Genomic DNA, 13,364 nt, shown 5'->3' on the forward strand with positions numbered 1-13,364 from the left:
GGGGGCAAGCGGCCGGCACGGCTCCAGTTTCATCGGAGATATCCGATAGGGAGACAACACGATGTCGGATCCGCGCAAACCCTCGCCTTTCGATTCCCTGGACAAGCGGCTCAAGGCGGTCCGCGACCGTCGGAGCAAACGTGAGGGCAAGAGTTCTACGGCACGCGGGAGCGGCGGAAGCAGCGGCCTGGGTGTCGGCATGCGGATTGCAACCGAGATTGTCGCCTCCATTGGCGTCGGGGTTGCGATCGGACTTTTTTTGGACGCACAGCTGGGAACGAAACCCTGGCTGATGCTTCTGTTTATCTTGCTCGGCACGGCGGCCGCGTTCTACAACGTGGTGCGCGTCGCCAAGGGGCTGGAGCGCAGGAGCAAGGAAGATAGGGACAATTCCCGGCCGAAGTGACGGCTGACCATAGACCGCGAGGGGCAAGGTGGCGACGCAGGATACGCAGGACGGCGGTTTTCCCGTAGATCCTCTACACCAGTTTGAGATCACGCCGTTGATTCCGATCAACATTGGCGGTCTTGATCTGTCATTTACCAATTCGGCGTTGTGGATGCTGATCACCGTGGGTGTCATCAGCCTCTTCATGATCGCCGCTATGCGCCATCATGAACTGGTCCCCGGCCGGCTGCAGAACTGCGCCGAGCTGCTGTACGAGACCATTGCCAACATGGTGCGCGACAACGTGGGCAGTGAAGGGCGCCAGTACTTCCCCTTCATCTTCTCGCTGTTTCTCTTCGTGCTCTTCGGCAATCTCCTGGGGATGATTCCCTCGTCCTTCACCTTCACGAGCCACCTGGCCGTGACCTTCACGATGGCCATCATCATCTTCATCGCCGTGACCATCATCGGTTTCGCGCGCCATGGACTCGGCTATTGCCGCATGTTCTTCCCGCACGGCGCGCCGGCCTGGACAGCTGTCATCCTGGTTCCGATCGAACTGATCTCCTATCTCTCACGGCCGATCAGCCTGTCGATGCGTCTGTTCGCCAACATGATGGCCGGACACATCCTGCTGAAGGTCTTCGCCGGCTTCGTCCTTCTGATGGGCGTGGCAGGCGTGGTCCCACTGGCGGCCCTGCTGGGCATCACGGCGCTGGAATTCCTGGTTGCGGTGCTGCAAGCCTACATCTTCACCATTCTGACCTGCGTCTATCTGCACGACGCCATCCACATGCACTGAGCGGCAGCGGACAGTCGACAGGAACGAAAACCACCCCAGATCCACACGCGGTTAATCCAAGGAGTGTAAAAAATGGAACTCGAAGCAGCTAAGATGATTGGTGCCGGTCTGGCGACCCTGGGCATGATCGGTGCCGGCCTCGGTGTCGGTAACGTCTGGTCCAACTACTATGCGGCCATCGCCCGCAACCCGGCCGCCAAGGACGAGATTGGCGCCAACATCTGGATCGGCTTCGCCGTGACGGAAGCCATCGCGATCTTCTCGCTGGTGGTCGCCCTTCTGGTCCTGTTCGGCTAACACGTTCCCCGGCCCGGGGCTGCTGATCGGCAGCCCCAGGGCTTCAGGTTCGAACCAGACGACAGGATCCATCGGTATGGTCAAACTGCCCGCAGCGCTGCGGATTGCCGCTTTGTCCGCCGCCACCACCTGCATTTCAGGAGTGGCGCTGGCGGCCGAGGAAGGTGGTCTGCCGCAAATCAGTCAGGTCGACACCTACGCCAGCCAGATCTTCTGGCTGTTCGTAACCTTCGGTCTTCTCTACATCGTCATGTCCCGCGTGGCCCTGCCGCGCATCGGCGACGTGATCGAGGAACGCCGCGACAAGATCGACGACGACCTCATGCGTGCGGAGACGATCCGCTCCGAGGCCGAGGATGTTCTGGCCGAGTATGAAAAGGCTCTTTCCGTCGCCCGCGAAGAGGCTACGGGCATCCTGCAGAAAGCCAGCGATGAGGCGAAGGCCAAGATGGATGAACGCCACGAGGCCTTCTCCCAGGAATTGGCCGAACGAACCCGGGAAGCCGAGGAACGGATCGGCGCCGCAAAGACCGAGGCGCTCAAGGACCTGGCTTCGGTAGCAGCTGATACGGCCACAGCAACCACCGACAAGCTGGTGGGCTTCAAGCCCGACAGCAAAACGGTTGAACAGGCCGTCCAGGCCGAGATGAAGGAGCGTCTGTGATGTTTTCCAGCGAATACACCTGGATCACGATCGCGCTGCTGCTGTTTCTGGCGCTGGCTGCCTGGAAGGGCCTACGCCCGATGCTCGCCAAGCTGGACTCGCGCAGCGAGCGCATCCGCAAGGAAATCGAGGAAGCACAGGCCCTGCGTGAAGAAGCGCAGAAGATGCTCGCCGACTACAAGCGCCGCCAGCGCGACGCCTTGAAGGAAGCCGAGGAGATCGTCGAGCATTCCAAGACCGAGGCCCAGCGCATTCGCCAGAACTCCGAGAAGGAGCTCGAGGAAAGCCTGCAGCGCCGTGAGCAGATGATGATGGACAAGATCCGCCAGGCCGAGGCGGATGCCATCGCGGAAGTCCGCAACCAGGCCGTCGACGTGGCCATTGCCGCCTCCGCCAAGCTGATCGCGGACAACCTCGACAAGGAGGGTCAGAAGGCCCTGACCGAATCCTCCATCGAGACCGTCGGCAACAAGCTGAACTGAGCCCGTCGCTCGCCTGCCCCAGAGTTTGCGGCGAGCGGGCTCCCCTTTCCTGTCAGGAGCAGGCCTCCAAAGGTGGTGTATTAAGATGGGTGATGTGAAGAAGGTGGTGCTCGCCTATTCGGGCGGCCTCGATACCTCCGTTATTCTGAAATGGCTGCAGGAGGCCTACGGCTGCGAGGTCGTGACCTTCACCGCCGATCTCGGCCAGGGCGAAGAGCTCGAGCCCGCCCGCAAGAAGGCCGAGATGCTGGGAATCAAGCCCGAGAACATCTACATCGAGGACCTGCGCGAGGACTTCGTGCGCGACTATGTCTTCCCAATGTTCCGGGCCAATGCGCTTTATGAAGGCCTCTACCTGCTGGGCACCTCGATTGCCCGCCCCCTGATCTCGAAACGTCAGATCGAGATCGCGCGTGAGACCGGCGCCGATGCCGCCGCTCATGGCGCCACCGGCAAGGGCAACGACCAGGTACGCTTCGAGCTGGCCTACTACGCGCTCAATCCCGACATCCATGTGATCGCGCCCTGGCGCGAATGGGACCTCAATTCCCGCACAAAGCTGATTGACTTCGCCGAGAAACACCAGATTCCCATCGCCAAGGACAAGCGCGGTGAGGCCCCCTTCTCGGTGGACGCCAACCTTCTGCACATCTCGGCCGAGGGCAAGGTTCTGGAAGACCCCTGGGAAGAGGCTCAGGAATACGTCTATTCCCGCAGCGTGTCCCCCGAGGAGGCGCCCGATCAGCCCACCTACATCGAGGTCGAGTTCGAGAAGGGCGACCCCGTCGCCATCGACGGCCAGCGCCTCAGCCCGGCCGCCCTGCTGACCGAACTCAACCGCCTGGGCGGCACCAACGGCATCGGCCGCCTGGACCTGGTGGAAAACCGCTTCGTCGGCATGAAGAGCCGCGGCGTCTACGAGACGCCAGGCGGCACCGTCCTGCTGGCCGCCCACCGCGGCATAGAACAGCTCACCCTGGACCGGGGCGCGGCACACCTGAAGGACGAGATCATGCCGCGCTATGCCGAGCTGATCTACAACGGCTTCTGGTTCTCACCCGAACGTGAGATGCTGCAGGCCCTGATCGATCGCAGCCAGGAGCATGTGAACGGCACCGTGCGCCTCAAGCTCTACAAGGGCAGCGCCACCGTGGTCGGCCGCAAGTCACCCGACAGCCTCTACAGCATGGCGCACGTCACCTTCGAGGAAGACGACGTCTACGACCAGCGCGACGCCGAAGGCTTCATCAAGCTCAACGCCCTGCGCCTGCGCCTGCTGAAGCACAACGGCCAGCAAGGCTGACAGAGGCCAAAAGACGCAAGTAAGGAAAAGGGCGGTCTCACGACCGCCCTTTTCCTTTTCAGCGCCCATAAGAGTTGAAGTTCAGTACTGGAATTCCTCGAAGATGTGGCTGACGTCACCCTGCCAACGGCCGTGGTAGAGGGACAGCAGTTCGTCGGCCGGTGTCTGGCCGGTGATGACGATTTCGCGCAGAACGTCCAGGAAGATGCGCTCGTCCATGCCCTCGTCATTCTGGCGTGATCGGGCCTGCAGGCCCTCCGATGCGATCTCGAGCGCCCGTGTCGCCAGGTCGCCCACCGTTCCCTGGCGGAAAGGCGTGGCCAGTGCCTGGCGCGGCACCTCGGCGCGCAGGTATTCATGATCCTCCAGTGTCCAGTCGCGCACCAGGTCCTCGGCCGCCGACAGCGCCGTCTCGTCGTACAGCAGGCCGACCCAGAAGGCCGGCAGGGCACAGAGGCGCCGCCAGGGCCCACCGTCGGCCCCACGCATCTCCAGATAGCGCTTGAGGCGCACCTCGGGGAAAGCCGTGGTCAGGTGATCTTCCCAGTCGCTCATAAGCGGGATCTCACCTGGAAGGACGTCCAGGCGGCCTTCCATGAAATCCCGGAAGGACAGGCCGCTGCAATCGATGTACTTGCCGTCGCGATAGACGAAATACATCGGCACATCCAGCATGTAGTCCACGTGGCGCTCGAACCCCATTCCGTCCTCGAAGACGAAAGGCAGGATACCGCAGCGATCCGGGTCGGTGTCCGTCCAGATATGGCTGCGATAGCTCTTGAACCCGTTCGGCTTTCCCTCGGTGAAGGGCGAGTTGGCGAACAGCGCGGTGGCCAGGGGCTGCAGGGCCAGGGAGACGCGGAACTTGCGGACCATGTCGCGCTCGTCGGCGAAGTCCAGGTTGGTCTGCACCGTGCAGGTGCGCAGCATCATGTCCAGGCCCAGGTTGCCCTTCTTGGGCATGTAGTCGGACATGATCTTGTAGCGCCCCTTGGGCATCCAGTTCATGTCCTCACGCCGCCAGGTCGGGGCAAAACCCAGCCCCAGCATGCCGACGTTGAGGGGGTCGCAGACCTCCTTCACCTCGGCCAGGTGCGTGTTCACCTCGGCACAGGTCTGGTGCAGGTTCTCGACCGGTGCACCCGACAGCTCAAGCTGTCCGCCCGGCTCCAGGGTGATGTTGCAGCCCCCTTTCACCAGGGCCACGGGCTTGCCGTTCTCCTTGGAGAGGGTCCAGCCGAAGCGCTCGGACATGCCTTCCAGGATCGCGCGGATCGAGGCTGTCCCGTCATAGGGCAGCGACTGCAGGGTCGTGCGTTCGAAGCCGAACTTCTCGTGCTCCGTGCCGATTCGCCAATCGGCGGCGGGTTTGGCGCCCGTTTCCAGATAACGAACGAGCTGCTCCTTGCCGGTGATCGGATCACCCTTGGATTGGGGAGGGGCTGACATGGGAAAGCTTCGGACTCACTGAGCTGTGAACGGATAGGCGATCGATGCAACGTAAACTGCCATGGCCAGCAGTCTGCTGCGTCCTTGGCCTGCATCAGAGCGACCCTGGACCGTTTTCGTCAAGCACCTTTGCCGCAGGGCAGGCATCCGCCCACCTCAACGCGGCTGCAGATTGCGGAATGCCGGGGCTTCCGCCCAATCGCCACCCAACGCCTGCATCACCGAAAGCGCCGCGATCACGGCCGTATCCGCGCGCAGGATTCGCGGCCCAAGGCCCACCGGACAGGCCGCCGGGTGCCGGGCGATCATGGCGTGCTCCTGCGGATCGAACCCGCCTTCGGGTCCGGTCAGCAGGGCGCGCGCCGGCCGCTGCTGCAAGATCTCTGCAATCGGCTGGCCGCCCCCGCTTTCGTCGGCAAACAGGAACGGATGGTCTGCCGGCCAATCCTGAAGCAGTTGCTCCAGCTTCACTGGCTCCTCCACCTGCGGCAGGCCAAGGCGCTCACATTGCTCCGCCGCCTCGCGCACGGCCGTGCGCAGACGCTGAACGTTCACCCGGTCCACGACAGTCCGCCGTGTCAGCACCGGTTGCAGGCGGGTACAGCCGAGTTCCGTCGCCTTTTCCACGATCCAGTCGATTCGCGCGCGTTTCACCGGTGCGAAGCATACGCTCAGCTCGGGTTCGTCCTCTTGCGGGCGCGACTGGCTTTCCACGGAAAGCGAGGCCCAGCCCTTGCCAAGCGCCTCGACCCGGGCCAGCCACTCCCCATCCCGGCCGTTGAACAGCGCCAGTTGCGCACCGGGTTTCAGGCGCAGGACCGAGCGCAGAAAATGCGCCTGTTCGGGACTCAGTCCCAGGACAGGTTCCTGTCCAAGGTCATCTTCCACATAAAGACGCGTGGCCAGCTTGACGTCCTTCATCCGGGAATCCGCGTTTCTTTTTAACAAGCATGATCTTGAGCCTGAGGCTCGGCCCGCGCAAGATACGCGCCATGATCTCTTCGGCAAGCAAGCATTCGGACGCAAGCGATATCGTTCCCAACAACTGGCTGGAACGCCAGCTGCCCAGTGCCTGGCGTCCCTATTCGCGCCTGGCCCGGCTGGATCGGCCGATCGGGACCTGGCTGCTGCTCTTTCCCTGCTGGTGGTCCATCGCCATGGCCCAGGTCGCCAGCGGACAGGCGCCGAATCTATGGCTCTACCTGCTGTTCGGACTGGGCGCCATCCTGATGCGCGCGGCCGGCTGCACCATCAACGACATCCTGGACCGACACTATGACGGACGGGTTGCCCGCACCGCCACCCGTCCCCTGCCAAGCGGCCAGATCACGCTGAAGCAGGCCATTGCCTTCCTGGCCGCCTTGCTGGCGGGGGGCGCTGCAATCCTCTTCTCACTCGCGCCAACGGCAATCCTGCTCGGCCTGGCATCCCTGCTTCTGGTCTTCCCCTACCCGCTGATGAAGCGCATCACCTACTGGCCCCAGCTCTGGCTGGGCCTGACCTTCAACTGGGGGGCGCTCATGGGCTGGGCGGCGGTCCAGGACAGCCTGACCTGGCCACCTGTTCTGCTCTATCTGGCCGGCATCTTCTGGACCCTGGGCTACGACACGATCTATGCCCACCAGGACAAGGAGGACGATGCCCTGATCGGCCTCAAGTCCAGCGCCCTCAAACTCGGTCGGAGCACCCGCCCTTGGCTGGTCGGCTTCTACACGGCCTCTGTTCTCCTGATGGGCGCTGCGGGGGAAAGTGCCGGCCTTGCCTGGCCCTATTATCTGGGCCTTGCGGCCGTGGCCGGCCATTTCATCTGGCAGGTGACGACCCTGGACATGGACGCCCACCGCAACTGCCTGGCCCGTTTTCGTGCCAATCGCTTCGTGGGCTGGCTGCTTTTGGCCGGCCTAGCCCTGGCCGGCCTGGCCGCCTGAATGAGCAACCCCGAGAGGGACCCATCGGCCGCGCGGGCTTTCGTGCGCGACAACACAGAAATCGAAACACCCTCCCTGGTGCCGGAAATTCCATTGCACCTGGCCAGCAAGGTCATGCCCTTGTGGCAAGCCACCGAAGCGGAACTGGAGAAACTGGAGATACCTCCGCCCTATTGGGCCTTTGCCTGGGCTGGAGGACAGGCCCTCACGCGTTACCTGCTGGACAATCCCGACAGGGTGCGCGGCAAGCGGGTACTGGACTTTGCCTCCGGCAGCGGTCTGTCGGCAATCGCAGCCGCGCAATGTGGCGCGCGCGAGGTGACCGCCTCGGAAATCGATCCCCTGGCCCTGGCCGCAATCCAGCTCAATGCCGAACTCAACCAGGTCGACCTGAACATCCGGGAGGAGGATTTCCTGGACCACGGGAATGGCGAGTGGGACCTGCTGTTGGCCGGTGACGTCTGCTATGAGCAGCCCATGGCAGAGCGGACCTTCGCCTGGCTCGCCCAGCAGGCTGCTGCGGGCCGAGATGTCATGATGGGGGATCCCGGGCGCAGTTATCTTCCTGCGCAGGGGCTGGAGGCACTTGCCGTCTACAGGGTGCCGACCAATCGCGAACTGGAGGACAGTGAGGTGCGCCGCACCACGGTCTGGCGCATTCTGCCCGCCGAGGGGGCATGACCTCTCCATGCGGAGGGATCGCTCAGGAGTGCGCGGCCCAGGGCAACGATCCATGAACCGCGCGAAAGGGGACGACCCGTCAGGTCAGTCCGTGCAGGGCGGTGCCAGATCCTGGTCCATGCTTTCGATACGATAACGCGTCTGCGCATCGTCAACGGTCGACCAGGCGCGACGGGCCCATTCGGCCTTGGCCTGGTTGTAACTGCCGAAGGGACCTATCCACTCTTCCCGGCCCTCGCGCGGGACCCGGAAGCTGGTATCCTTGTACTCACCGCCAACCACCCAGTATTGTTGCATTTTTAAGGCTATCCCGTTTCTTGCCTTTGAACTCTGCGGTAACATTAAATACTTAATACCCCCGCGCATGGCATGCAAGCATGCCCGGATGGGAAGTCCTCTCGCCAGAACCGCGGATTTCCTTGTAGTCTGAGCGCCGACAGCAGCGGAGCACCCCGCCCCGGCAGCGAAGGAGAATTCATGCCCTACAAGTCCCTGCGTGATTTCATGGAACGCCTGGAGCATACGGGGGGCCTGAAGCGCGTCCAGCATCCCGTTTCGCCCGTGCTGGAGATGACCGAGATCCAGACTCGCCTGCTGGCCGAGGGCGGACCGGCCGTACTGTTCGAGAATGTCCAGCATGAGGGGCAGCGCTATGACATGCCGGTGCTGGTCAATCTCTTCGGCACGGTGGAGCGCGTGGCCTCCGGCATGGAACGCACGCCTGAGGAACTTCGCGAGGTGGGCGAAACGCTGGCCTTCCTGCGCCAGCCGGAACCGCCCGGCGGCTTCCGCGAGGCCTTCGAGATGATGCCCTTGTTGAAGCAGGTCATGGCGATGAAGCCGCGCACGACTTCGCGGGCACCCTGTCAGGAGGTAGTGCAGGAAGGCGACGAGATCGATCTGGACGCCCTGCCGATCCAGACCTGCTGGCCGGGTGAACCGGCGCCGCTGATCACCTGGCCGCTGGTGGTGACCAAAGGCCCCGGAAAGGCGCGCGAGGACGATTTCAACCTCGGCATCTACCGCATGCAGAAACTGGACGGCAAACGCACGCTGATGCGCTGGCTGAAGCATCGCGGCGGCGCCCAGCACCATCGCCGCTGGGGCCAGGAAAAGACCGAGCCTCTGCCCGCCGCGGCCGTCCTGGGCGCCGACCCGGGCACCATCCTGGCCGCCGTCACACCGGTCCCGGACACCCTCAGCGAATATCAGTTCGCGGGGTTGCTGCGCGGACGAAAGGTGGAACTGGTGGACTGCAAGACCGTGCCGCTCAAGGTCCCGGCCGAGGCCGAGATCGTCCTGGAAGGCTACGTCAGCCTGGAGGACTACGAGGACGAGGGACCCTACGGCGACCACACCGGCTACTACAATTCGGTGGAGTCCTTCCCGGTCTTCCACATCACCGCGATCACCCGGCGGCGCGATCCCATCTATCTCTCCACATTCACCGGCCGGCCGCCCGATGAGCCCTCGGTCTTGGGCGAAGCGCTGAACGAGGTCTTCATTCCCCTGATCCGCCAGCAGTTCCCGGAGATCACGGATTTCTGGCTGCCGCCGGAAGGCTGCAGTTACCGCATCGCGGTCGTCTCCATGAAAAAGGCCTACCCGGGCCATGCCAAGCGCGTGATGATGGCTGTCTGGTCTTACCTGCGCCAGTTCATGTACACCAAGTTCGTTATCGTCGTGGACGACAGCATCAACGCCCGCGACTGGAAGGACGTCATGTGGGCGATCTCCACCCGCATGGACCCGGCCCGCGACATGACGGTGATCGAGAACACGCCCATCGACTACCTGGACTTCGCCAGCCCGGAATCGGGCCTGGGCTCGAAGGTCGGCTTCGATGCCACCGACAAGTGGCCGCCGGAGACTCATCGCGAATGGGGCCAGGAAATCCGCATGGACCCGGACGTGGTGAAGCGCGTCGACGATATCTGGAGCCAGCTCGGCCTGCCCGGCAGCGGCCGGTCCATCTGGTAGCCCGGGCGCACCACACGGAAACCGCATGAAAAGAGGGCCGGCGAAACGCCGGCCCTCTTTTCATGCAAACCGTCTCGTTTATGCCAACCGTCTCGTGGGCCTATTCGGCCGGTTTCGGTTGGGTCTTCATGCCCTTCGTCGGGTCTTCGTAACCCTGGTCGGTCATGTCCTTGATGGCCTCGTTCTGCTTGTGCCACTGCTGGACTTCCGCTTCCGTCGCCTTGGGCGAGAAGAGGCCGGTCACGGCATAGAGGACGCCGATCACAGGTGCGGTCCAACAAGCAAAGGCCAGCGGTATGTAGAGGAGGTTCTCGAAGTTCCCATCCGCGATACCGAGACCCAGGGCCGTGATCACAAAAGCACCACCGGCATTCCAGGGAATCAGCGGCGACATCAGCGTCCCGCCTTCTTCCGTCGCCCGCGACAGGTTCAGGGTCGAATAGCCCATGCCGCGATAGACCGGTGCGTACATGCGCCCCGGCAACGCGATCGACAGGTAGGGGTCGCCCGCCACCAGGTTCGTCGCGAAGGAGGTGCCGATGGCAGACGACTGGACGCCTGCAAAGCTGTGCACCTTGACCAGGATCGCATTGATGATGGCCTCCAGGCAGCCGGTGCGTTCGAGCGCACCGCCAAAACCCAGTGCAATGAGGATCAGGGAAATGGTCCACATCATGGACTGGATACCGCCAGAGTTCAGCAGGCTGTCGATCTCCGAGACCCCGGTATCGATGGAATAGCCGCTGTTGGCGTAGCTGAAGACGTCGTGCATGCCGACACCCTGGAACAGCATCGCCATCAAACCGCCCACGACTACGCCGGCAAACAGCGAGGGAATCGGCGGCTGTTTCATGACCGCAAGTACGATCACCAACAGGGCCGGCAGCAACAGCCAGGGCGAAATCAGGAAGTTCTCCTGAAGTGCTGTCGTAATGCTCTCGATCCGCCCGAAGGAACTTTCACCCGCTTCGAGCAGCGTGTAACCCGCCACGCCATAGATCACCAACGCGATCAGCATGGCGGGAATCGTGGTCGGCAGCATGTTGCGAATATGATCGAAGATGTTCACGCCGGTCACGGCGGGGGCCAGGTTGGTGGTATCGGACAGCGGCGAGATCTTGTCGCCGAAGAAAGCACCGGACACCACGGCCCCGGCGGTCCAGTACATGGGAATGCCAAAGCCCTCGCCAATGCCCATCAACGCCAGGCCGACCGTACCCACCGTACCCCAGGAGGTGCCCAGGGAAACGGAGACCAGGGAACATAGGATCATCGCCGCGGCAAGGAAGACTTCCGGGCTGAGGATCACCAAGCCGTAATAGATCAGCGTCGGCACCGTGCCACTGGCGATCCACACGCCGATGATCATGCCGACCACGATCAGGACGGAAACCGAGGGCAGGGACACGTTGATGACGTGAAAGACACCATCCTGAATGTTGGGCCACTTGTGGCCCAGCTTCTTGCCCACCATGGCCGTGATTGCCAGGCCGATGGCCAGGGGAATGTGTGGGGTGAAATTGTCGAAAACGAAAAGCTGCAATCCCAGGATCAGGAGTGTCAGGACAACGGGTATAAGGGCCAGCCCTAACGAAGGCTTCTCGACCGCCCCCTGTTCCGTCTGATCATCACTGCTCATGCGAATCCCCTCTGTCTTGTTTTTTCTGGACGCCACCGGGTTGTGAAGGCCCGGACACGAAAAATGGACGGTCGCACTCATTTGCACTGGCGTACAGCACTAAAATGCAACCGTCCTTGAGGCCCTCTTATTGTCTCGTAGTGTCAGGGTCAATATCTGCGTGAAGCAGGTGTGGGTCGCACTACCTGCGGCAGAGGCCAGGCCAGACGCCGCCGCTCGGCCGCACGCAAGGGGCGCACGGCGTAAACCTGCTTGCTGACCTCGACAATGTTGACCCCTGCGAAATGCGGCGAAATCTGACGGCCGATCCGCTCCCAGGCTGGCGCCATGCGCAGGAGCGTGCGCGAACGCGTTGGCGGTATGAAGAGGGCCTGGGTGCTGCGCAGCGGCGTGAAGCTGTGTTCGCGCAGCAGGCGCGACAACTGCATCTGGCTATAGGGATGGCCGAAACCGAAGGGGGTGCGCTCCAGTCGAGCCCAGAGGCCACGCCGGTTGGGCGTCACGATGATCAGGCGCCCCTCTCCCTTGAGCACGCGCCAGACCTCCTTCAGCATATCGCTCAAGTAGTCAGAATTCTCCAGGCAGTGGATCAGCAGCACGCGGTCCAGTGAGAAATTCGTAAGCGGCAATTCCGTCTCGTCCACCAGCGCGACACGGTTGCGCCCTTCTTCGGGCCAGCGCATGACCCCCTGGGTCAGGGGCATGAAGGCGAACAGGCGGGCGGCCTCGTGGAACTGTTTCAGGTAAGGCGTGGCATAACCCATCCCCAGGACCTCCATGCCGTGCAGATCCGGCCAAAACGCCCGCAGCCGACGGAGGATGAGATGGCGGGCCATCTCCCCGGTCGGCGTTTCGTAGAATTCCCGAAAATCAACGGCATCATTCCACATAGGGGTACAATAGCACAGTTTTCAGCCTCATATGAATGCTACACGCGTCCCCAAGGCAACAGATGATCAAGGTAGAGACCCAGCCATGGCACAGCTCGAGATAAAGCAGATTCCGGTTCTCAGCGACAACTATGTCTATCTGGTTCGAGAGGCCGGCAGCGGTGCCGTGGCCGTGGTGGACCCGGCTGTATCCAAGCCGGTTCTGGAGACTGCCGACCAGCTCGGCTGGAAGATCACGCATATCCTGAACACGCACCATCATCCCGACCACGTGGGCGGAAACCTGGATATCAAGAAGGCGACCGGCTGTCATATCATCGGCCCCGCCCCGGACGAAGCCCGCATTCCCGGGATCGACGAAGCGGTGAACGAGGGGGATATCGTGAAGCTGGGCCAGGCCGAGGCAGAGGTTTTCTTCGTGCCGGGCCATACCCGTGGCCACATTGCCTTCTGGTTCCCGGAAAGCCATGCGCTTTTCTGTGGCGACACGCTTTTCGCACTTGGCTGTGGACGCCTGTTCGAAGGCAGCCCGGCCCAGATGTGGGACTCTCTCTGCAAGCTGCGCGAACTCCCCGACACGGCTGCGGTTTACTGCGCCCATGAATACACGCAGAACAATGCACGCTTTGCCCTGAGCATCGAACCCGACAACAGCCAACTGCAAGATCGCGCGCAACAGGTCGACAACCTGCGCCGGAATGGCAAGCCGACCGTTCCCTCACGCCTGGGCGAGGAGAAAGCCACGAACCCCTTCCTGCGTGCCGATGATCCGACCCTGGCAAAGGCCCTGAACCTCCAGGGCCGCTCCGCCCAGGAATGCTTTGCGGAAGTGCGCCGGCGCAAGGACATATTCTGAGCCAC

15 protein-coding genes are annotated in these 13,364 nt (G+C 62.7%); 10 read left to right on the forward strand and 5 right to left on the reverse strand.

The window, feature by feature from the left end:
- Nucleotides 1–61: 61 nt before the first annotated feature.
- The 6 genes from G502_RS18740 (at nt 62) to G502_RS0105305 (ending at nt 3,936) form a co-directional block, all read left to right on the forward strand.
- Nucleotides 62–406 (forward strand): AtpZ/AtpI family protein, encoded by a 345-nt coding sequence (locus G502_RS18740; RefSeq protein WP_022727615.1) that lies wholly within the window; start codon nt 62–64, stop codon nt 404–406.
- Between the two features lie 28 nt (nt 407–434).
- The gene (locus tag G502_RS0105285) at nt 435–1,190 is read left to right on the forward strand and encodes a F0F1 ATP synthase subunit A (protein ID WP_022727616.1); all 756 of its coding nucleotides are present in this window, start codon (nt 435–437) and stop codon (nt 1,188–1,190) included.
- A gap of 72 nt (nt 1,191–1,262) precedes the next feature.
- The gene (locus tag G502_RS0105290) at nt 1,263–1,487 is read left to right on the forward strand and encodes a F0F1 ATP synthase subunit C (RefSeq protein ID WP_022727617.1); all 225 of its coding nucleotides are present in this window, start codon (nt 1,263–1,265) and stop codon (nt 1,485–1,487) included.
- Nucleotides 1,488–1,563: 76 nt separating this feature from the next.
- Complete coding sequence (locus tag G502_RS18745) at nt 1,564–2,151, forward strand: F0F1 ATP synthase subunit B family protein (RefSeq protein ID WP_022727618.1); 588 nt, start codon at nt 1,564–1,566, stop codon at nt 2,149–2,151.
- A complete protein-coding gene (locus G502_RS0105300; RefSeq protein ID WP_022727619.1) occupies nt 2,151–2,633 on the forward strand; it encodes a F0F1 ATP synthase subunit B family protein in 483 nt (160 codons plus the stop codon). The genes G502_RS18745 and G502_RS0105300 overlap by 1 nt, the downstream gene beginning before the upstream one ends.
- 85 nt (nt 2,634–2,718) lie before the next feature.
- Nucleotides 2,719–3,936 carry an argininosuccinate synthase gene (locus tag G502_RS0105305; RefSeq protein ID WP_022727620.1) on the forward strand — a complete coding sequence of 406 codons (1,218 nt, stop codon included), beginning with the start codon at nt 2,719–2,721 and terminating at the stop codon, nt 3,934–3,936.
- A gap of 81 nt (nt 3,937–4,017) precedes the next feature.
- On the opposite strand, the gene G502_RS0105310 is transcribed toward G502_RS0105305, so the two are convergent.
- Entirely contained in the window at nt 4,018–5,385 is a 1,368-nt protein-coding gene (locus G502_RS0105310; RefSeq protein ID WP_022727621.1) for a glutamate--cysteine ligase, read from the reverse strand.
- 156 nt (nt 5,386–5,541) lie between these two features.
- On the reverse strand, nt 5,542–6,306 hold the full coding sequence (locus G502_RS0105315) for a 16S rRNA (uracil(1498)-N(3))-methyltransferase (protein WP_022727622.1): 765 nt from the start codon (nt 6,304–6,306) through the stop codon (nt 5,542–5,544).
- Nucleotides 6,307–6,377: 71 nt separating this feature from the next.
- Here G502_RS0105315 and ubiA point away from each other — a divergent pair, with 71 nt between their 5' ends.
- Nucleotides 6,378–7,313: a 4-hydroxybenzoate octaprenyltransferase gene (ubiA, locus tag G502_RS0105320; protein WP_022727623.1), complete on the forward strand. Its 936-nt coding sequence runs from the start codon at nt 6,378–6,380 to the stop codon at nt 7,311–7,313.
- Nucleotides 7,314–7,994 (forward strand): class I SAM-dependent methyltransferase, encoded by a 681-nt coding sequence (locus G502_RS0105325; protein ID WP_022727624.1) that lies wholly within the window; start codon nt 7,314–7,316, stop codon nt 7,992–7,994. It begins immediately after the preceding gene.
- 84 nt (nt 7,995–8,078) lie between these two features.
- On the opposite strand, the gene G502_RS22385 is transcribed toward G502_RS0105325, so the two are convergent.
- Nucleotides 8,079–8,291: a DUF4170 domain-containing protein gene (locus G502_RS22385; RefSeq protein WP_022727625.1), complete on the reverse strand. Its 213-nt coding sequence runs from the start codon at nt 8,289–8,291 to the stop codon at nt 8,079–8,081.
- 180 nt (nt 8,292–8,471) lie between these two features.
- Here G502_RS22385 and G502_RS0105335 point away from each other — a divergent pair, with 180 nt between their 5' ends.
- Entirely contained in the window at nt 8,472–9,974 is a 1,503-nt protein-coding gene (locus G502_RS0105335) for a UbiD family decarboxylase (RefSeq protein WP_022727626.1), read from the forward strand.
- A gap of 100 nt (nt 9,975–10,074) precedes the next feature.
- Here G502_RS0105335 and nhaC read toward each other — a convergent pair whose 3' ends face one another.
- Both nhaC and G502_RS0105345 read right to left on the reverse strand, forming a co-directional pair.
- Nucleotides 10,075–11,613, reverse strand: coding sequence for a Na+/H+ antiporter NhaC (gene nhaC, locus G502_RS18755; RefSeq protein ID WP_022727627.1), 1,539 nt, complete (start codon nt 11,611–11,613; stop codon nt 10,075–10,077).
- A gap of 149 nt (nt 11,614–11,762) precedes the next feature.
- Entirely contained in the window at nt 11,763–12,449 is a 687-nt protein-coding gene (locus tag G502_RS0105345) for a class I SAM-dependent methyltransferase (protein WP_245560722.1), read from the reverse strand.
- 139 nt (nt 12,450–12,588) lie between these two features.
- On the opposite strand from G502_RS0105345, the gene gloB reads away from it, so the two are divergent.
- The gene (gene gloB / locus G502_RS0105350; RefSeq protein WP_022727629.1) at nt 12,589–13,359 is read left to right on the forward strand and encodes a hydroxyacylglutathione hydrolase; all 771 of its coding nucleotides are present in this window, start codon (nt 12,589–12,591) and stop codon (nt 13,357–13,359) included.
- Nucleotides 13,360–13,364 lie beyond the last annotated feature (5 nt).

The sequence above is a fragment of the Fodinicurvata sediminis DSM 21159 genome (assembly GCF_000420625.1).
In the GTDB taxonomy this organism is placed as follows: Bacteria; Pseudomonadota; Alphaproteobacteria; order Kiloniellales; family DSM-21159; genus Fodinicurvata; species Fodinicurvata sediminis.